Below are 19832 nucleotides of genomic sequence, written 5' to 3' on the forward strand. Positions count from 1 at the left end.
TATGGATAAAAACTTTCATCAAAAACCAATTACTTTTGTTGGCGAAGTCAGTATAAATGTTTTGGATTTGAATAAGGCCATTTTGTTTTATCAAGAAATCATCGGTCTTCAAGTATTGAAGAAAACCGACCGGCTGGCTGTTTTAACGACAGACGGAAAAACCCCGTTGCTGACACTTGAGCAGCCTGCGGATGTGATTCCGAAAGAAGGGCGGACTACGGGCTTATATCACTTTGCCCTTTTGCTGCCAAGCCGTGCCGACTTATCGATTTTTTTACGCCATTTACTTCAAACGAAATATCCATTTGGAGCGGCGGATCATGAAGTGAGTGAAGCGCTGTACATTACCGATCCGGATGGCAATGGCATTGAAGTATACACTGACCGGCCATCCACTGTTTGGAGATGGGCCGGTGGGGAAGTCGCAATGGGCACGGATCCGTTGGATGGGAATGACCTTCTGGAAGAAAGCGATGGTGAGTGGAGCAAACTCCCAGCAGGTACTTTAATGGGGCATATACATTTGCATGTAGCGGATTTACGTAAAACGGAGGAGTTTTACATGCAGGGTCTTGGGTTTACCGTTGTGAATCGATATGGAGGAGCGCTCTTTACTTCAACCGGCGGATATCATCATCATATCGGGCTGAACACTTGGAATGGCGTGGGCGCTCCTGCTCCAAAGGAAAAAAGTGTGGGACTGAACTGGTATACTCTTGTTTTTGCGGATGAAGATGCGAGAAACAAAGTAACGGAGCAACTGCAAGGAATCGGGGCTGCCGTAACGGAAAAAGAAGGATTTTTCGCTGTAACAGATCCATCTGGCAATGAGATTCATTTAGTCGTCTAATTTAAAAGCAGAAAGTAAGGGTGAGGATAATGGGATTCTTAAGTAAATTATTTGGAAATAAAGAAATCGCGGCAGGGGAGAATGGAGAAATGACAAAAGTATTATTCGTTAAAGTGAATGATCGTCCAGCAGATCAGGCAATCAGCTCGAAAATGTATGACACCTTCTTAAAAGCATATAAAGAGACACACCTGACAGATGAAGTGACCGAGCTGGATTTATTTAAAGAAGAACTTCCGTACTATGGAAATACGGCGATAACCGGGTTGTATAAACGCAGCCAGGGTCTTGAACTGACAGCTGAAGAGGAAAAGGCGGCAGAACTGGTTGACCAATATTTAAATCAATTCCTGGCCATGGATAAAGTGGTATTCGCTTTCCCTCTATGGAACTCAACGGTTCCTGCACCGCTAATCACCTACCTTTCCTATTTGGCACAAGCCGGTAAAATGTTCAATTATACGGCGGAAGGTCCTGTCGGGTATGCTGGTGATAAGAAAGTCATGCTATTGAATGCCCGCGGTTCTGATTATGCATTGGAAGGAATGGCTTCTGCTGAAATGGCCGTGAATTTAGTGAAAAATATAATTGGCCTATGGGGAATCAACAATCCTGAGGTCGTGGTCATTGAAGGCCATAATCAGTATCCGGACCGGACACAAGAAATCATCGCGGATGGTTTGGAAAACGTTGCAAAAGCGGCTGAAACATTCTGATTGCGAGTGGAATGAATAGCAGGCAAAGAAGGCCCTCCATATTAATGGGGGCCTTTTTTGTGCGGGAATGATGTTATTATTTGACCTGATACTTTTTCAAGCGGTATTGAAGGCTTTGGCGGCTTATATTCAAGGCCTTGGCAGCTTGGGAAATATTCATGCCATGTTCTTTCAAGATTTTCTCCAAATATTGCTTTTCAGTATTGGCAATATAATCATCAAGTGATAAGGTCGACTCCTGTATATCTCCATTTGCATGATTCTCTTTACTTTCGGGATGAATGTCTTCCAAATGGGCTTTCTTCCTAAATAGAGTCGGAAGGTGGGTGATGGCAATCTTTGTATCGCCAGGTTCCATTAAATTCATGGCCCCCTCAATGATATGTTCGAGTTCCCTTACGTTCCCGGGCCAGTCGTAATCATAAAAAAGCGAGTAGACTTCTTCACTGATCCCTTCAATATTCAATTCGAACAGCGCATTGAATTTCTCGATGAAGGATTGCGCCAGCAAGGGAATATCCTCTTTCCGTTCACGAAGAGGAGGGATGAATAACGAAACGACACTTAATCGATAATATAAATCCTTTCGTAAATGATCATTTGCAATGGCATCTATTGGATCTTCATTTATCGTTGCTATGACCCGTACGTCAATTTTTTTATCTTTTGTATCCCCAACGCGGCGAATCGTCCTTTCTTGAAGGGCCCTTAATAATTTCGCCTGCATATTCGGATTTAAGGAATTGATTTCATCAAGAAGGATGGTCCCCCCTTGTGCCTGTTCGAATAAACCTGGCCTTTCAATCGATCCGGTGAAGGCCCCTTTCTTCGTCCCAAAAAGAATTCCTTCAATAAGACTATCTGGCAGGGCAGCACAGTTTTGGCTGATGAAAGGATGTGTCGAACGGCTGCTGCCATTATGGATGCTTTGGGCAAAGAGTTCTTTTCCCGTTCCCGTCTCCCCGACAATGAGGATGGAGGATGCCGTCCTGGTCGAACGCTTGCTTTTTTCAATGACTTCCAAGAAATTCTCACTCGTTCCGATGATACTGTCAAACGTATATTTCGTATCGCCTTTATTCAGGATATTATCTTTAATGATTCTTTCAAGATTCGTTATATCCTTTGCCACTTCAATGGCTCCGATGATATTTTGATTCTGGTCCAAAATCGGAAATGTATTATTGATTGTTGTAATTTCCTGTCCGAGATTATTGAAGTAGGTCTGCTTCGAGTTTTCGGTTTTCCTTCCAGAATGAAGCGCCCGTATTAATGTGCTCTCCGTTTCTTCCTTGAATTTAAAGATCTCGTGAATCTTTTTCCCTAATACCTCTTCCGAATCCATGCCTTCTATTTCAGCCATTTTCTTGTTATATATAATGGTCCGCCCTTTTATATCGATTATATGTAACCCGATATCGATTACGTCCACCAGTGAGTGGAGGATGGTTTGGAAACCTTCTATTTTAATGATTTGATCTAAATGCATGAATGCCTCCCGTTTTTCTTCTTTTCTTAGAGCTATTGTAGAGGAATTGAAGCAAAGGCGCAAATAAAATTTGCACAGCAAGAATATTTTGCATTGAAGTGCAAAAATATTTTGCGGAAAAAGTGAAAAAACGCTGTTTTTTATGGTTTTTCTAGTTGGCATGAATTTTGCATTAATAAAAAGTGTAAGGTTTAAGCGACAAAATTAGGGTTTAGAGCAAAAAATAATGGCATACTATGTCAGTTTTGCCCTAAAAGTGCTGAATTTCATTGCATTTTTAAAGAAAAAACATTATTTTTTCAAAAAAATTAAAAGTTGGCACGGAACTTGCTTAATTAATAAGCGAGAAGTAAAAACATAAACTTTAGGGAGATGAGACATAATGGTCCAACCATATAAACACGAACCATTTACTAATTTTAAAATCGAAGAAAACAATAAAGCTTTTCAAGCGGCATTGAATGATGTAGCTAATGATTTAGGGAAGAAATATCCGCTGATCATTAATGGTGAAAAAGTGTTTACTGATGAAGTCATTACCTCTGTAAACCCGGCAAATAAAGAAGAAGTTATCGGAACCGTATCCAAGGCGAATAAGGATCTTGCCGAGCAAGCGATGCAAGCGGCAGATAAGACATTCCAAACTTGGAGAAAAACGAACGCGGAAGTGCGTGCGAATATTTTATTCAGGGCTGCAGCCACCGTTCGGAGAAGAAAACACTATTTCTCGGCACTATTGGTTAAAGAAGCAGGGAAGCCTTGGAATGAGGCGGATGCAGATACAGCGGAAGCAATCGACTTCATGGAATACTATGCACGTCAAATGCTGAAGCTTAAAGACGGCATGCCAGTGGAAAGCCGTCCGATTGAACATAATGCTTTCAATTATATTCCACTTGGTGTCGGTGTCATCATCTCACCTTGGAACTTCCCGTTTGCGATCATGGCAGGCATGACGACGGCTGCTCTTGTTTCAGGAAATACAGTCTTATTGAAACCGGCCAGTACAACACCGGTCATTGCAGCTAAATTCATCGAAGTATTGGAAGAAGCGGGCTTGCCTGCTGGAGTCGTGAACTTCATTCCAGGAAGCGGTGCCGAAGTGGGCGATTATTTGGTAGATCATCCTCGTACACGTTTCATCAGCTTTACTGGATCTCGTGATGTTGGAATCCGCATTTATGAGCGTGCTGCAAAAGTTCAGGAAGGCCAAATCTGGTTAAAACGTGTCATCGCTGAAATGGGCGGTAAAGATACGATCGTTGTTGATAAAGAGGCAGACCTGGAATTGGCGGCACAATCAATCGTCGCTTCTGCATTCGGATTCTCCGGTCAAAAATGTTCTGCTTGTTCACGTGCCGTAATAGTGGAAGATGTATATGACCAAGTCTTGAATCGTGCCATTGAATTAACGAAAGAAAAAACAATTGGGGAACCAACGGATGTAAGCAACTTCATGGGTCCGGTCATCGATCAAGCCGCTTACGACAAAGTCATGAGCTACGTTGAAATCGGTAAAGAAGAAGGGAAAATTGTTGCAGGGGGAGAAGGAGACAATTCAAAAGGTTTCTTCATCCAGCCAACTATCATTGCCGATGTGGATGAAAACGCACGTGTCATGAAAGAAGAGATTTTCGGACCGGTGGTTGCATTCTGTAAGGCAAAAGATTTCAATCATGCAATCGAGATTGCCAATAACACGGATTATGGATTAACGGGTGCTGTCATCTCGAACAACATCGAACATATCGAACAAGCGCGTGAGGATTTCCACGTAGGTAACTTGTACTTCAATCGCGGCTGTACTGGTGCCATTGTAGGATACCAGCCATTTGGCGGATTCAATATGTCAGGTACAGATTCAAAAGCGGGCGGTCCTGATTATTTAGCTCTTCACCTTCAAGGAAAAACAACATCTGAAACGCTATAAATTTTAGGGGGAATCAACATGACAACAGTAACGGAAAAATTAATCGAGCAAACAGAACAATATGGTGCAAACAATTATAATCCACTTCCAATCGTCATCGCGAAGGCAGAAGGAGTTTGGGTGGAAGATCCTGAAGGCAACAAATATATGGATATGCTAAGTGCCTATTCAGCAGTGAACCAAGGCCACAGGCATCCGAAAATCATCGACGAATTAAAAAAGCAAGCTGATCGCGTAACATTAACGTCCCGTGCATTCCATAGTGATAAATTGGGCCCATGGTATGAAATGGTTTCCCGCATTACGCAAAAAGACATGGCACTGCCTATGAATACGGGTGCTGAAGCCGTTGAAACAGCAATCAAAGCTGTTAGACGCTGGGGTTATGATGTAAAGGGAATCGCAGAAAACCAAGCTGAAATCATTGCTTGTGTCGGTAACTTCCATGGCCGTACAATGGCAGCGGTGTCCTTATCATCAGATGAGGAATATAGAAGGGGCTTCGGACCGATGCTGCCAGGGATCAAGCTTATCCCTTACGGTGATCTTGAAGCATTGAAAGAAGCGATTACACCGCAAACCGCTGGATTCTTAATCGAACCGATTCAAGGTGAAGCGGGAATCATCATACCGCCACAAGGTTTCTTAAAAGAAGCTTACGACCTATGTAAAGAAAATAATGTCCTTTTCGTTTCTGATGAAATTCAGTCAGGACTTGGACGTTCAGGAAAAATGTTCGCCTCAGACTGGGATGGAGTAGTTCCGGACATGTACATTTTAGGTAAAGCGCTGGGCGGCGGGGTTTTCCCAATCTCTTGCGTAGCTGCAAACCGTGAAATCCTTGGCGTATTCAATCCTGGTTCACATGGTTCTACATTCGGAGGCAATCCATTGGCATGTGCGGTTTCCATCGCTTCATTGGAAGTTCTTGAAGAAGAGAAGCTTGCAGAACGTTCGTTGGAGCTTGGACAATACTTTATGGATAGTTTAAAAGAAATCAAGAATCCAATGATTAAAGATATCCGCGGCAGAGGCTTATTCATCGGAGTCGAATTAACAGAAGCCGCAAGACCTTATTGTGAGCAGCTTAAAGAAGAAAAACTGCTATGTAAAGAAACACATGATACAGTTATCCGTTTTGCTCCGCCATTAGTTATTACAAAAGAAGACTTGGATTGGGCAATCGAACGCATTAAAAGAGTTTTATCCTAATATACCTATGAGGTGAATTCCATTGAGTACAACGATCAAAGAAGAAAAAGAAACTGCCAGCTTGCTTGATTCAACACAGGTCGTAATCAAGGAGGCGCTTGATAAGCTTGGCTATTCTGAAGAAGTGTTCGAGCTTTTGAAGGAACCTCTCCGGATGCTGACCGTCCGGATTCCGATTAAGATGGATGACAATACGACGAAGATTTTCACTGGATACCGTGCCCAGCACAATGATGCTGTCGGTCCGACGAAAGGCGGAATCCGTTTTCATCCCGAAGTCGATGAGGAAGAAGTCAAAGCACTTTCAATGTGGATGAGTTTGAAATGCGGAATCGTGAATCTGCCATATGGCGGAGGAAAAGGCGGCATCATCTGTGATCCGCGCCAAATGTCCATCGGTGAATTGGAAAGGCTTAGCCGTGGATACGTTCGGGCAATCAGCCAAATAGTGGGGCCGACAAAAGATATTCCGGCCCCGGATGTTTATACGAATTCACAAATCATGGCATGGATGATGGACGAGTACAGTAGAATAAGAGAACACGATTCTCCTGGTTTCATTACAGGTAAGCCACTGGTACTGGGCGGTTCACATGGTAGGGAAAAGGCGACTGCACAAGGTGTCACGATCTGTATCGAGGAAGCTGCAAAGCGTAAGGGCATAGAATTGAAAGGTGCACGCATCATCGTCCAAGGATTTGGGAATGCAGGAAGCTTTTTGGCCAAATTCATGCATGATGCAGGTGCGAAAGTGATTGGCATATCGGACGCATATGGTGCCATTTATAACCAGGATGGTCTGGATATCGATTACTTACTTGATAAAAGGGATAGCTTTGGAACGGTAACGACACTATTCGATAATACAATCACCAATAAGGAACTTCTGGAACAAGATTGTGATATTTTAGTGCCTGCTGCCATCTCCAATCAAATCACCAAAGAAAATGCCCATCTTATCAAAGCCCAAATTGTCGTGGAGGCAGCGAATGGACCGACTACATTGGAGGCAACCAAGATCTTGACGGAACGCAATGTTCTTCTCGTACCTGATGTATTGGCAAGTTCAGGCGGTGTGACTGTTTCTTACTTTGAATGGGTTCAAAATAATCAAGGTTATTATTGGGAAGATGCTGAAGTCCAAACCAAATTAAAAGAGTTATTGGTCAATTCATTTAATCAAGTATATGAAATGTCCGCGACAAGAAAAGTGGATATGAGGCTGGCAGCGTATATGGTCGGTGTCAGAAAAATGGCAGAAGCCTCAATATTCCGTGGCTGGGTATAAGCTTTAGTCAAATAATGGAGAGTGGAGGAGTGATTCCGTGTTAAAACCGATTCATACCATCGAGTGTGCTCAGGATGGGACCGTCGAACAAGTTTACGTTCAAAAGAATTCCTATGTTTATGAATGGGAGAGGCTCTTTTTAGTGAAAACGGAGGATGGGAAATTGATTGATGTTTCAATAGGTGCCAGTGGTCACATTACTGAAATTAATGTTTCGGCAGGGGATCCTATTAATAGAAAGCTTCCTTTAGCTTTGCTCCAAGACGATTTTGTTATAACTGGCTCTGATTGATTATAGGAAAGAGGGTGTTCCAAAGGCGGAAGCGATTTCTGCTTTGGGATGCTCTTTTTTGCTGTGATCATTTAAATGGTAATCATAAAGCCAGGAAAAAGTTTGAAAAGAAAAAACGCCCTGTTTCATGGTAAAATATCAGAATGATTGGACAATGCACAAAGCAGTTTCAACCCATGAAGCTACAACAGATCTGCGGGGATTGTCAGGGTTTGAATATGTAAAGTTGAGAGGAGGCGGGAAGGGTGAATATGGATGTGGATATATTCAGGCGATTATCCGACTTTGATAATGTTTTGGTCGTAGATGATAAAGGGATGATCATTTTTTATGATATGGCAGATTTAAATGTCCTTAAAGAGCTTGGGATAAGGCCGGAAGAATTCATGGGGAAGAGTGTCACTTCCTTTTATAAAAACATCACGAACGAAAATAGTACGCTCATGAATGTGTTAAGGACGGGAAAACCGTTATGTAATATAAAACAAGAGATGATCACCAAAACGGGAGAGGTCATCGAAACGATCAATTCCACATTTCCGATAGCCGAAAACGGTAAAATCATTGGGGCCGTGGAATTCTCTAAGCGTTTCTTTTCCAAGGATGCCATCCAACATTTGGACAAATATTCGAGCCATAAAATTTTCAGGAGAAATAATACCGTTTATACGATCGATGATATCATCACGGTTAACCCTAAAATGGAAAGAATTAAAGATAAACTTGGAAGAATTGCGCTAACGACCTCAAATGTGTTGATCGTTGGGGAAACGGGCACAGGAAAAGAACTTATCGCCCAGGCGATCCATAATTTAAGCGATCGATTTGGAAAGCCCTTCATTTCACTTAACTGCAGTGCAGTTCCTGCTAGTTTATGGGAAAGCACTTTGTTTGGTACGAATAAAGGGAGCTTCACCGGGTCGGAAGATATGCCGGGTCTATTCGAACAGGCCGAAGGGGGAACTTTATTTCTGGATGAAATCAATTCCTTGGATATTGATCTTCAGGTGAAGCTTCTGAAAGCGATTGAAGAGAAAACGATCAGGAGACTGGGTGGAAAGAAAAATATCCGCTTGGACATTAGGGTGATTTCAGCAACGAATGAGGTACCGGATATTTTACTGGCGGAGAAACGGCTGCGGGAAGATTTATTCTATAGAATTGGTGTCGTGCAGATTGACTTGCCAAGCTTGATGGAAAGAAAAGAAGATATAGAAGTCCTTGTTGACTATTATCTGAATTTTTACAACAATACGATGAATATTTATATAGACGGTGTTCAGGATGAAGTGCTCCAATGCTTCAAAAGATATCCATGGCCAGGGAATATCAGGGAATTGAAAAACGCGGTCGAGACGGCATATAATCATGTCCAGTCAAGTAGAATCACCCTTGATGATATTCCCGGAAGAATCAGAGATTATACGGAAACTCCAATGGCCAAAGACAACAATCTTAATGTGGATTCCTTAAAGGATGCGGTTCAGCAATATGAAAAAGAGATCATTGTTCGTCAATTGAAAAACACGAATGGGAAAATTGCGGAATCTGCCAGACAGCTTGGCATCTCTAAACAATTATTGAAATATAAAATGGAGAAACATAAATTGCGGTAAAATTTTTTTTACGCTAGGGGGAAAAATTTCACCCCTTCATAATGGATTTTGATAATCGAAGGGCCACGATTCTATACGCTAAATAGAATCGTGGCCCTTTTTGCCTTGTATGTAGCGTCCTAGGTTAGTATGGATAAAAACTATTCAAATATTATTAAGGTTGGCACGGTATTTGCTTATTACTAGGATAGGCGTATGAAAAGAGGCTTCATCGAGTGATAAAAAAATAGAGGTGAATGGATGAATACAAACAAGATAGTACGTGACAGCCTTATTTTTGGTTTTGCTTTATTTGCTGTATTTTTTGGGGCTGGCAACCTGATTTTCCCACCGTCGATCGGACTTGCATCAGGGTCGGATTGGCTTGTGGCGCTAGTTGGCTTCATTCTTACGGGAATCGTACTCCCCATACTGGGAGTTGTGGCGGTCCTGAATTCAAAAGGGAAATTTGAAGAACTGACAAGGCCGATAAGCCCCTGGTTTTATAAGGTATTCAATCTGGTCGTCATGATAGGGATCGCGATGCTCGTCACTGTACCCCGGACGGCCGCTACGACCCATGAGATGGGGGTTCATACATTATTCCCGAATGTGCCATCTTTCGTGACGATGATCATTTTCTTTGGATTGAATTTTTATTTTGCCAGCGATCGATCTAATCTCATTGATAAAGTCGGACAAGTGCTAACGCCTGCCCTGTTCGCGATTCTTCTTTTTATCGTCATCAAAGGCACATTCGATCCATTGGGGGCGCCTGTAAATACGGGTATTCAAAATCCGTTCGGCCACTCCTTTTTTAGTGCTTATCAGACGGGTGACGTGTTCACGGGCCTTCTTTGTGCCTCGGTTTTCATTGGCTCGATTGCGGCAAAAGGATATGCCGAACCTTCCAAAATGAAGAAAGTGGTCATGAATGGAACCATAGTGGCTGGTTTGGGATTGCTCATCATATACGGGGGGCTTCTGTATATCGGTGCTACAGGAAGCGGGTTATTCCCTAATGACATGGAGAATGCGCAGCTGGTGACGGGCCTGGTCTATAATCTGCTTGGAGATTACGGGACGATTGCATTGGCCATAGCGGTTTCATTAGCGTGCCTTACCACCTCGATTGGAATAACCGCTTCGATAGCGGACTTCCTTAGCGGGTTGACGAAGCAAAAAGTGAGCTATCGTAATTGGGTGATCGTCGTTTGCGCCACGGGAGTGTTGATGGGTCTAATGGGTGTCGAAAAGATCATCGACTACTCCGTACCATTATTCATGGGAATTTACCCTGTTTCGATTGTGGTTGTCATACTTGGCGTTTTCCGCAAATACATACCAAACGCGGGAGCCTATAAGGGGTCGGTCCTGGCCACGTTCATCATCAGTTTATGCGAAACATTGGAAAGCATCGGCCTCCATGTGGGATTCATGAATGATTTCATTTCCATCATTCCGTTCAGTTCGTATGGGTTTGCATGGCTCATTCCGGCGGTACTGGGATTCGTGGCAGGAACGTTCATCCACGGAAAACAGGCCCAGGAAATTCCTTCAAGCCCCATGAATGGCGAAAACCATTCATCTTAAATGCCGAGAAAGGTCATAAGTTTGAATAGGAAAATAAATAGGTGATTAAGATTTCATCATTTAGATTTTACTTACTAAGGAGAGGGAAATATGAAATGTATTTATATAAACGGAAAAATATTTACAGCGAATCCGAAACAACCTTATGCGAGTGCCATGGTTGTTCATAATGGGCGCATCGAGTGGGTTGGAGAACAGTCAGAGACAGATGGAATGAATGGGGAACGGATCGATCTTCTAGGGCGGCGGGTACTTCCCGGGCTAATTGATGCACATCTGCATCCGCTGTTTTTAGCTAAGGCAGCCAAGCAAATTCCATGTATGCCCCCTGTCGTTGAATCGATTGAGGATTTGATCAAGGCCGTTCGTGAACAGTGTGAATCCCATAATTCAGGGGATTGGATTGAAAGCTGGGGATATGATGAAGGGAAATTGACGGAAGGAAGGTCCCCTTCACGCTACGATTTGGATAGGGCGACAACGGACATCCCTGTTGTCATAACCCGGACCTGCGGCCATATTATCGCCGTCAACAGCAAGGCATTGGAATTGGCCGGGATCACGAAGGACACGCCAAATCCAGCAGGGGGGGAGATTGACAGGGATTCAGAAGGGGAGCCGACAGGGATATTACGGGAAAATGCAAAAGAATTGGTCAATAAAGTGATGCCGGTTCAAACATTTGAAGAAGAAACGGATACTCTTGCCGAACTGAGTCCCAAATTATTATCACACGGGATCACGGCAATCACTGAACTCCTGGCAAGGACCAAGCCGATCGATTACTTGGATCTGTATAGGGCAGCAAGCGAAAAGGGCCTGAAGCAACGTACAGTTTTATACTACATTTGGGAAGATATGAAGAATGATATGATCCTGGATAAAGGTAAAACAAACAGAGAAAGCCAGAATCATATAGGTGGGGTTAAGTTATTCTCGGATGGCAGCGTGTCAGGTCAAACGGCGTGGGTCGATCCGCCATTTTTAGGGGAAGAAAAGAACCATGGCATACAGATGACATCAGAGGCAGAGTTGTTAAGTGCAGCTGAGGCAGCCAGGAAAAACAATATTCAATTGGTCATACATGCAATGGGGGAGCAAGCGATCGATTTGATCGTGAATACCTTTTACGGAAAAACGGGATGGATCGCGGATGGTCCATCGATAAGGATCGAACATGCAGCCATGCCTACAAAGCAAGCACTTCAGCGGGCAGCTGAAACGGGTATCGCTTTTGTTCCCCAACCAATCTTCTTATATGCCGAAATCGAAAGCTACCTTAATAATCTGGGTGCAGATCGCACAAGGCGAGCCTACCCCATCCAATCCATGTTAGAAGCAGGCATTAAACTGGCATTCTCTTCCGATGCACCTGCAACGGCATGGGTCGATCCGGTCAATCCGTTCGTTGGAATCAAGGCAGCCGTAACCCGCGTTGCCTATGACGGTACTGACACAGGTCAGGATCAGCGTGTAGATGTGCCTACAGCGATTACACTATATACAAGGGCCGCTCAGGAGATAACGAGAATCCCGGATATCGGGCAGCTCACTCCGGGCTATCATGCAGATTTCATTGTGCTCGACCAAGATATTTTGGCGATCAGGCCGGAGGAAATCGATAGGATTACAGTGGAAGAAACCTATATGGGCGGTTCTTTGGTTTATCAAAAAGAAACGACGATAACTAAATAGAAAAATGGGGACGAAAAGGGGGCAGGTTTCCTTTTCGTCCCTTTCCCTTTCTTGGTACGGATGTTCAATAGTAGTAAAAAAAGTTTTACGCTAAAGGGTAAAAAATTTTACACTTCCATGCGAGGGAGCCTTGAAAGCGATGTTGCCGTTTGAGTGTCTAAGGCTCATAGGGCCTGCTGAAATCCAATTTTTCAAGAAGCCGGATGGTTAAATGCAGAAGATCAATAATTGGCACACAACTTGCTGATTTACTGGATGGATAGATTTTATTGTTCATATTTGAGGAGGAAATGGTCATGCAAAGTTTGAAGTTATATCCGGAAATAAAAAGTGTAAGAGAAGATGTGATTGCTTGGCGACGTCATCTTCACCAGCATCCGGAATTATCCTATCAAGAAGAGAAGACATCGCAATTCGTATACGACACCCTGTTGTCATTTGGAAACCTGGAAGTTACACGTCCGACAAAATACAGTGTGATGGCCCGCTTGATTGGTACACAGACTGGAAAAACATTAGGCATCCGTGCAGATATGGATGCACTGCCGATCGAGGAAGAGAACTCTTTCGACTTTAAATCCAAAACACCAGGTGTCATGCATGCTTGCGGTCATGATGGTCATACAGCGATGCTTCTTGGTACGGCGAAAATCCTTTCCGGAATGAAAGATAGCCTGAAAGGTGAAGTCCGCTTCTTTTTTCAGCATGCCGAAGAGTATTTTCCTGGGGGAGCGCAGGAAATGGTAGATGCAGGCGTTATGGAAGATGTGGATATCGTGATTGGTGCCCACCTCATGTCCACCTTTGAAGTCGGGAAAGTTGGCATCGTGTATGGACCGATGATGGCTGCGCCGGATGGTTTCTTTCTGACCATCAATGGAAAGGGAGGGCATGGTTCTGCACCTCATGAAACGATTGACAGCATCGCAATCGGTGCCCAGGTCGTTACGAACCTTCAATATATCGTGTCCCGCAATACAGATCCGTTGGACAACTTGGTTCTCTCCATCGGAAAGTTCGTTGGCGGGGAAGCGGCTAATGTCATTGCGAACTCCGTTGAGATCAGCGGGACGGTTCGAAGTTTTGATTTGAAATTCCGGGAATCCATGCCAATTCTTATGGAAAGGGTAATCAAAGGCATTACGGAAGCACATGGCGCCTCTTATGAATTCAACTATCTAACTGGATATCGGCCGGTCATAAATGACAATGAGGTCACCAGGCTCATTGAAGAAACTGTCCGTGAAGTTTATGGAGAACATTCTGTCGACCACCAAAAACCGACGATGGGGGCTGAGGACTTTTCGGCTTTCCAACAGGAGGCACCTAGCAATTATTTCTTGATAGGAGCTGGGAATAAGGAAAAGGGAATCGCCTATCCCCACCATCATCCGCGTTTTACTTTTGACGAAGATGCCATGGAGTACGGTGTTAACATTTTTATCCATGCTGTTCGAAAGATCTTAGGATAGTATTAAATGAGCGGCCCGGCCTATCTGGGAGAAGGAAAAAAGAACTAGATTAACGAAAGGACTTTTTACCAATATAAATCCAAGCGCCTTCGCTGACCGTTCACCCTCTAAACAGGGTAGGGTTTCGCGAAGGTATTTTAATTTAGAAGCGCATAATGCCTTATTCCCCTTCATAAACTGTTATGGAACAAACAAGCCAGTAGACCAAGGGGATGAAAGGAGTTGATCATGGCAGCCCGAAACCGGTTCAACCGCTTGCCTTTATCCATGTGTGCTTTCTAGGAATTTAAGCCCACGACCAGAAATATTATGTTAAAATACAACGTGAGATTTAAACATCAAATAAATAGTGGTTTTTCTGAATCCATCCATATTTACAATAAAAAAGGAACATTCAGAATTCCGCCATTTAAAAAAGGGGAGTTAAAACAGAGTATGAGAATCTCAGAATTAAAGAGGAAAGCCCTTCAGTCGTTGGGAGGTAAATGGGGAGTAACTATTTCGCTTATGTTGCTCTTGTTCTTGATCAACCTCATTTTACCTTTAATTGTCGATGTGATCGGAAGCGGTGGGTTTTCACAATGGCTCATGCAGGAAGAAACACCATTATGGTCGGATATCTTCAGCATGGTCTTTTCCATTGCCTTAATCCCGCTTACCATTTCGACCACTTGGTTCTACCTGAATTTGGTTAGGGAAGGAAACCCTGATATTCCAGAAGTATTCGCCATCTATAAAGATGGAAAAACCTCTTTCAAACTTATTGGGGCATCCATCTTACAAGCAATTTTCATTTTTTTATGGTCATTATTATTAATCATTCCAGGTATCATCAAAGCTATCGCCTATTCGCAGCAGTTTTTCTTATTGAAGGATCATCCTGAATACACGGTGCTTGAAGCCATTACAGAAAGCAGAAAAAGAATGAAGGGCTTGAAATGGAAGTATTTCCTTATGCACCTAAGCTTCATCGGGTGGGGCATCCTTTGCATGTTCACGGTTGGAATTGGTTTACTATGGTTGATTCCTTATGCGGGAACAACAATGGCTGCATTCTATAACGAATTAATCGTGCCTCAAGGAGATATTGACGACGATCAACAAATAGAGGGATAAAAGATCAACCGATAGCCCATGGCTATCGGTTTGAATTTGTAGACAAAAGGGGCATTACCTAAAATTTCAAATGTTGATTGGAACGTAAGGTGCGAGACTCCTGCGGGAAAAGCGTGAATCAAATGCATATTCTCCAAGGAGGTGAAGGGTTGTTAAATCCGTTTCACCTTACTGAATTTGAATGTATTTCAATAATTTATATGCCAAAATAGCTAAGTATAACTTTATGCCATTATCATAATTGTTTAGGTCTAATCCAGTTTTTTTCTGTATCTGTTCTAACCTGTACTTCAGTGTATGGCGATGAATATATAGCTCGCTTGCTGTTTCTTTGATACTTTGATTGAAAAAAAGATAAGCTTCAAGTGTAGTAATGAGGTCTATACCTTTTGAATCAAGTAGATTTCCAATGTATTTTTGGTAAAACTCTTCTAAATCTACCCCTGATTCTTTCATTTCAATGAGTAATTGATATACGCCAAAATCGTTATAATGGACTATGGATTTTGGTTTAAATAGAATTTGGGAAAATCGCGCTGCTTGCTCAGATTCAGCAGCACTTTTGTGTAATTGATAAACGTCGGCAGTTGTTTTACCAATACCTATAGCTATTTGTTCATTTGATAATGTCGAATTCCAATTATTCAAGAGGTTCTCAGCTAACTCTAAAATATTTAATCCAGGTTTTGCTTCCACCAAAATAATGACACTATCGGATTTTGTCCTCATGAGGTAGGGGATTTTTGACTTTCCCATGGTGTATTGAATAGTTTCGGTTAACTCATTGTATTTTTCCTTGATTTTCTCCTCTTTCAATAATGGAAAATAAATGTATATGATACTTTGTGGATTCGTTAGGTCTACTCCCAGTTTACGTCCTCTCTCGATCATATCTTTATTATTTGGGATTATAGGATTTAATACTTCTTCCAGGAAGTCACTAGTGAGCCTCAATTGTGTCTCCTCCACTGCTTTCCTCCGCAAAAATTCAATCGCAAATACAGTAGTGGCATGCTCAATTGCAATTGAATCCAATTCATCCGATAACCTTTTTTCCTTTATAATGAGTAGACTTCCATAGGTATTTTTATTAGCTATAATAGGTTGACTATTAATTTTGTAGTTATCCATTTGTTTTTCATTTAGATTTTTTAAATTGTTAATATCAATGAAGTCATGTTTTATGTAGGAACTTATTATTTCATCTTTTGCTATAAGGATTACACTTGCATCAATTATTTCATGAAGGGTTTTTGTAATGGGGTCAAATCCGTGTTGTTCTAATACAAGCCGTGTAAAATCCTGATGGATTCGTAGTGAATATTCAAATGTTTGGCTTTGTTTGTTAACAATTTGTACCAGTAGTTCTTTTGTAATCATAGAAAAGTTTATGTTCGCTGGAATTTCAATTAAAGGTAAGGCATATTCATCTGCGATGGTAATAAATGATTTTGGAATTTCCTTTAAATAAAATCCTGTATATATAGCTATTCCAGATAGTTTTCCGATGGATAAAAGCTTTTCGAATTCCTTGCGTTTCTTCGTATTTTCTCCTAATCCGAATCCTGTTGTGATCAAAAACTCTCCATCTTGTAAACGATAGATATCTTCAATTACCTCCACAATAGTTACCCATTTGATCCAATTTTGTAACCCCTTTTTTCCAGCCTTTAATTTTGTTTGTTTCATGATAGGCAGTTGCAAAGCTTCTGAAATCCGAATAGCCATAGATAGCCCCCTAGTGATTAAACTTAGTTTATCCTATCATCCATTATACGCGGTGTATAATGGAACATCTATTTTTTCATACGTTTGTCAAATTGTTATCTGTCAGAAATTTTAATAAAGTTTTCATATACTCTTATAATTCCAAAGGAGATGTAATGGATGAAGGAACGAGATTATTTAATTAAACCGGTATTAGGACAGCAATATCCAATAGCTGCATCTGCAAAAGGCATATATATATATGATCAGGGCGGTAAGAAATATATGGATGGGTCGTCTGGAGCTGTAACGGTAAGTATTGGACACGGTGTACAGGAGATTATTAAAGAAACCCTTGCACAGGCAGAAAAAATTTCATTTTCTTATAGATCACAATTTACCAATGAACCGGCTGAAAAACTAGCAGAGAAATTGAGTCAATTGGCTCCGGGAGATCTTAATTGGTCATTCTTTGTAAATAGTGGTTCAGAAGCGACCGAGACAGCGATGAAGATTGCTATACAATATTGGCAAGAAAAAGGACAACCACAAAAGGATCGCATTATATCTAGGTGGACTAGTTATCATGGCATTACAATGGGAGCATTATCCATGTCAGGACATATATTAAGAAGACAGAGGTTTGCAGCGATGTTAGCTGATTATCCTTCAGTAGCTGCCCCTTACACTTATCGTCGACCTGATCATTTAACTGAAGAAGAATTTGGTCTTCTTTGTGCTCAAGAACTTGAAATGGAAATTAGGCGTATTGGGGAAGAACGTGTTGCTGCATTTATTGCCGAGCCAATTATAGGTGCTTCTGGGGGGGCCATCACTCCACCGGCTAATTACTATCAAAAAATCAAGGAGATTTGTGAGCGTTATAACGTCCTATTTATTGCAGATGAGGTAATGACAGGAATAGGCCGTACTGGGAAGATGTTTGCAATAGAACATTGGAATGTTACTCCAGACCTCATTACTCTAGGAAAAGGAATGAGCTCAGGGTATACCCCAATGGCAGCTACTCTAGTCAGTGATAAAGTTATGGAACCTATATTAAATGGATCTAAGTCCATTATGGGAGGCCATACTTATAGTGCCAATCCTCAATCTGCAGCAGTTGCGCTAAAGGTTATTAAATACGTGGAGAAACATCAATTGGTAGAAAAGGCAGAAGAACAAGGGATATATCTTATGAGTAAATTGAAAGCGCTTTTAAAGTCTTGCGAAATGATTGGGGACGTACGAGGAAAGGGCCTTTTAATTGGAATGGAGTTTGTAGCCGACCGTGAAAAGAAAAACCCTTATCCACCTGAATTAAATGTAACAAATAGGGTAATTAAACAAGCCTTTGAAAAAGGGTTACTTGTTTACCCAGCGTCAGGAGCCATTAATGGAATGGGGGATGCTATTATCATTTCGCCACCTTTGGTTATTACAAAAGATGAAATTGATAGTTTAGTAGATATTTTAGAAGAAGCAATTTCTGAAGTGCAATGTGAACTCAACATGGAGGGCAAGATCAATGCTACTGTCCAAGTCTAAACAAGGAAAGGTAAGTACTTTAGAGGCTGCCCTTCAAAGAATTTCCGACGGATGCTCCTTAATGTACGGAGGATTTGGCGGCATTGGCACTCCCCCTACCATTGTAGAAGGGATATTGAATAAAGGATGTAAACATTTAAGTTTAATAGGTAATGACGCAGGTTTCCCGGACGTTGGGGTTGGGAGATTGATTAGTTCAGGAAGGGTGAAGAAACTAATTACTTCTCATATTGGCTCCAACCCAATAGCCGGTCAATTAATGAACAAGGGGGAAATGGACGTAACATTTTCTCCACAAGGAACGTTGATTGAACGTATTCGAGCCGGTGGTATGGGATTAGGTGGTATTTTATCCGATGTGGGATTAGCCACGGTTGTAGAGGAAGGAAAGACACATATTACTGTAAATGGACAGGTATTTTTGATTGAAACAGCATTAACTGCTGAAGTATCTATAATCCATGCTTCAAAGGCTGATTATCTTGGAAATCTCGTATTTGATAAAAGCGCACGTAATTTTAACCCTTTAGTTGCCATGGCGGGGGATTTTACGATAGTTGAAGCAGATGAGATTGTTCAAGTTGGTGAACTTGATCCAGAATCGATTATAACCCCTGGAATCTTTGTGGATATGGTAATTCCAAGTGAAGGAGTGAATTGGAAATGGGTTTGGGAGTAGAAGAACGCCATCGTATCGCTAAGCGCGCTGCCCAAGAAATAGAAAATGGAATGATTGTTAATCTAGGAATAGGCATTCCTACATTAATTGCTGATTATATCCCATCGGATATTTCTGTCCAATTCCATGCCGAAAATGGAGTGTTGGGCACTGGTCCGACACCAAACAGGAGTGATATTAATCCTAATTTATGTAATGCCGGTGGTTATCCCTGTTCGGTGGTTCAAGGAGCCTCCTTTTTTGACAGTGCTACTGCATTTGGCATGATCCGGCGAGGCCGTTTAGATGTTACCATTTTAGGAGCCCTTGAAGTAAGCGAAGAAGGCGACCTGGCAAATTGGATAGTTCCTGGAAAACTTGTCCCTGGTATGGGTGGGGCGATGGAGTTGGCTCAAAAGTCTAAAAAGGTAATTGTATTGATGAACCATACAAACAAACAAGGTAAATCGAAAATACTGAAGGAATGTACACTACCACTTACCGCTAAAGGTTGTGTTAGTTTGATCATCACTGAAATGGCTGTGATCGAGGTAACGCCACAAGGATTAGAGTTAAAAGAAGTTATGGAGCCTTACACAGTGGAAGATGTAATTAAACATACAGATGCACAATTGAAAGTATTAAAAACCACAGGAAAAGTTTAGGAGTGA

The 19832-nt window shown here is 42.0% G+C and carries 16 protein-coding genes; 14 read left to right on the forward strand and 2 right to left on the reverse strand.

Annotated features, from left to right (window positions below; translation table 11 throughout):
- The first annotated feature begins 1 nt into the window (after nt 1).
- Both ACFRAK_RS02825 and ACFRAK_RS02830 read left to right on the forward strand, forming a co-directional pair.
- Complete coding sequence (locus ACFRAK_RS02825) at nt 2-850, forward strand: VOC family protein (protein ID WP_387600813.1); 849 nt, start codon at nt 2-4, stop codon at nt 848-850.
- Between the two features lie 29 nt (nt 851-879).
- Nucleotides 880-1566 (forward strand): FMN-dependent NADH-azoreductase, encoded by a 687-nt coding sequence (locus ACFRAK_RS02830; protein WP_387706256.1) that lies wholly within the window; start codon nt 880-882, stop codon nt 1564-1566.
- A 76-nt stretch (nt 1567-1642) separates the two neighbouring features.
- On the opposite strand, the gene ACFRAK_RS02835 is transcribed toward ACFRAK_RS02830, so the two are convergent.
- Complete coding sequence (locus tag ACFRAK_RS02835; protein WP_387600819.1) at nt 1643-3055, reverse strand: sigma-54 interaction domain-containing protein; 1413 nt, start codon at nt 3053-3055, stop codon at nt 1643-1645.
- 382 nt (nt 3056-3437) lie between these two features.
- Between ACFRAK_RS02835 and pruA the strand changes: the two genes are divergently transcribed.
- The 9 genes from pruA to ACFRAK_RS02880 all read left to right on the forward strand — a co-directional run bounded on the left by pruA (nt 3438) and on the right by ACFRAK_RS02880 (nt 15248).
- Nucleotides 3438-4985, forward strand: coding sequence for an L-glutamate gamma-semialdehyde dehydrogenase (pruA, locus tag ACFRAK_RS02840; RefSeq protein ID WP_387600822.1), 1548 nt, complete (start codon nt 3438-3440; stop codon nt 4983-4985).
- Between the two features lie 18 nt (nt 4986-5003).
- The gene (locus ACFRAK_RS02845) at nt 5004-6197 is read left to right on the forward strand and encodes an ornithine--oxo-acid transaminase (RefSeq protein WP_192206213.1); all 1194 of its coding nucleotides are present in this window, start codon (nt 5004-5006) and stop codon (nt 6195-6197) included.
- A 22-nt stretch (nt 6198-6219) separates the two neighbouring features.
- Nucleotides 6220-7485, forward strand: a complete 1266-nt coding sequence (locus ACFRAK_RS02850; RefSeq protein WP_387600826.1) for a Glu/Leu/Phe/Val family dehydrogenase — start codon at nt 6220-6222, stop codon at nt 7483-7485.
- Between the two features lie 37 nt (nt 7486-7522).
- Nucleotides 7523-7777: a biotin/lipoyl attachment domain-containing protein gene (locus ACFRAK_RS02855; RefSeq protein ID WP_076364404.1), complete on the forward strand. Its 255-nt coding sequence runs from the start codon at nt 7523-7525 to the stop codon at nt 7775-7777.
- Between the two features lie 251 nt (nt 7778-8028).
- Nucleotides 8029-9393, forward strand: a complete 1365-nt coding sequence (locus ACFRAK_RS02860) for a sigma-54 interaction domain-containing protein (RefSeq protein WP_387601037.1) — start codon at nt 8029-8031, stop codon at nt 9391-9393.
- A 240-nt stretch (nt 9394-9633) separates the two neighbouring features.
- The gene (gene brnQ, locus ACFRAK_RS02865) at nt 9634-10965 is read left to right on the forward strand and encodes a branched-chain amino acid transport system II carrier protein (protein WP_394571270.1); all 1332 of its coding nucleotides are present in this window, start codon (nt 9634-9636) and stop codon (nt 10963-10965) included.
- Nucleotides 10966-11055: 90 nt separating this feature from the next.
- Entirely contained in the window at nt 11056-12660 is a 1605-nt protein-coding gene (locus ACFRAK_RS02870) for an amidohydrolase (protein WP_394571271.1), read from the forward strand.
- Between the two features lie 296 nt (nt 12661-12956).
- The gene (locus ACFRAK_RS02875; RefSeq protein WP_387600835.1) at nt 12957-14132 is read left to right on the forward strand and encodes a M20 family metallopeptidase; all 1176 of its coding nucleotides are present in this window, start codon (nt 12957-12959) and stop codon (nt 14130-14132) included.
- A 435-nt stretch (nt 14133-14567) separates the two neighbouring features.
- Nucleotides 14568-15248: a DUF975 family protein gene (locus ACFRAK_RS02880; protein ID WP_387706244.1), complete on the forward strand. Its 681-nt coding sequence runs from the start codon at nt 14568-14570 to the stop codon at nt 15246-15248.
- Nucleotides 15249-15416: 168 nt separating this feature from the next.
- Here the strand turns inward: ACFRAK_RS02880 and ACFRAK_RS02885 are convergent, their stop codons facing one another.
- Nucleotides 15417-16976, reverse strand: a complete 1560-nt coding sequence (locus ACFRAK_RS02885) for a PucR family transcriptional regulator (RefSeq protein WP_387600841.1) — start codon at nt 16974-16976, stop codon at nt 15417-15419.
- Between the two features lie 159 nt (nt 16977-17135).
- Between ACFRAK_RS02885 and ACFRAK_RS02890 the strand changes: the two genes are divergently transcribed.
- The 3 genes from ACFRAK_RS02890 to ACFRAK_RS02900 are packed head-to-tail and all read left to right on the forward strand — an operon-like array spanning nt 17136 to nt 19826.
- Nucleotides 17136-18503 carry an aspartate aminotransferase family protein gene (locus ACFRAK_RS02890; protein ID WP_394571272.1) on the forward strand — a complete coding sequence of 456 codons (1368 nt, stop codon included), beginning with the start codon at nt 17136-17138 and terminating at the stop codon, nt 18501-18503.
- Nucleotides 18484-19182, forward strand: coding sequence for a CoA transferase subunit A (locus tag ACFRAK_RS02895; protein WP_387600847.1), 699 nt, complete (start codon nt 18484-18486; stop codon nt 19180-19182). Before ACFRAK_RS02890 ends, ACFRAK_RS02895 begins: the two co-directional genes overlap by 20 nt.
- On the forward strand, nt 19167-19826 hold the full coding sequence (locus tag ACFRAK_RS02900; protein WP_260285568.1) for a 3-oxoacid CoA-transferase subunit B: 660 nt from the start codon (nt 19167-19169) through the stop codon (nt 19824-19826). The genes ACFRAK_RS02895 and ACFRAK_RS02900 overlap by 16 nt, the downstream gene beginning before the upstream one ends.
- Nucleotides 19827-19832 lie beyond the last annotated feature (6 nt).

Source organism: Peribacillus sp. NPDC056705 (assembly GCF_043656335.1).

Bases quoted from the DNA above. Each gene is read 5' to 3' on its own strand.
- ACFRAK_RS02845 (WP_192206213.1), top strand. From the start codon at position 5,004: ATGACAACAGTAACGGAAAAATTAATCGAGCAAACAGAACAATATGGT.
- pruA (WP_387600822.1), top strand. From the start codon at position 3,438: ATGGTCCAACCATATAAACACGAACCATTTACTAATTTTAAAATCGAA.
- ACFRAK_RS02870 (WP_394571271.1), top strand. From the start codon at position 11,056: ATGAAATGTATTTATATAAACGGAAAAATATTTACAGCGAATCCGAAA.
- ACFRAK_RS02895 (WP_387600847.1), top strand. From the start codon at position 18,484: ATGCTACTGTCCAAGTCTAAACAAGGAAAGGTAAGTACTTTAGAGGCT.
- brnQ (WP_394571270.1), top strand. From the start codon at position 9,634: ATGAATACAAACAAGATAGTACGTGACAGCCTTATTTTTGGTTTTGCT.
- ACFRAK_RS02900 (WP_260285568.1), top strand. From the start codon at position 19,167: ATGGGTTTGGGAGTAGAAGAACGCCATCGTATCGCTAAGCGCGCTGCC.
- ACFRAK_RS02885 (WP_387600841.1), bottom strand. From the start codon at position 16,976: ATGGCTATTCGGATTTCAGAAGCTTTGCAACTGCCTATCATGAAACAA.
- ACFRAK_RS02880 (WP_387706244.1), top strand. From the start codon at position 14,568: ATGAGAATCTCAGAATTAAAGAGGAAAGCCCTTCAGTCGTTGGGAGGT.
- ACFRAK_RS02860 (WP_387601037.1), top strand. From the start codon at position 8,029: ATGGATGTGGATATATTCAGGCGATTATCCGACTTTGATAATGTTTTG.
- ACFRAK_RS02835 (WP_387600819.1), bottom strand. From the start codon at position 3,055: ATGCATTTAGATCAAATCATTAAAATAGAAGGTTTCCAAACCATCCTC.
- ACFRAK_RS02890 (WP_394571272.1), top strand. From the start codon at position 17,136: ATGAAGGAACGAGATTATTTAATTAAACCGGTATTAGGACAGCAATAT.
- ACFRAK_RS02875 (WP_387600835.1), top strand. From the start codon at position 12,957: ATGCAAAGTTTGAAGTTATATCCGGAAATAAAAAGTGTAAGAGAAGAT.
- ACFRAK_RS02830 (WP_387706256.1), top strand. From the start codon at position 880: ATGGGATTCTTAAGTAAATTATTTGGAAATAAAGAAATCGCGGCAGGG.
- ACFRAK_RS02825 (WP_387600813.1), top strand. From the start codon at position 2: ATGGATAAAAACTTTCATCAAAAACCAATTACTTTTGTTGGCGAAGTC.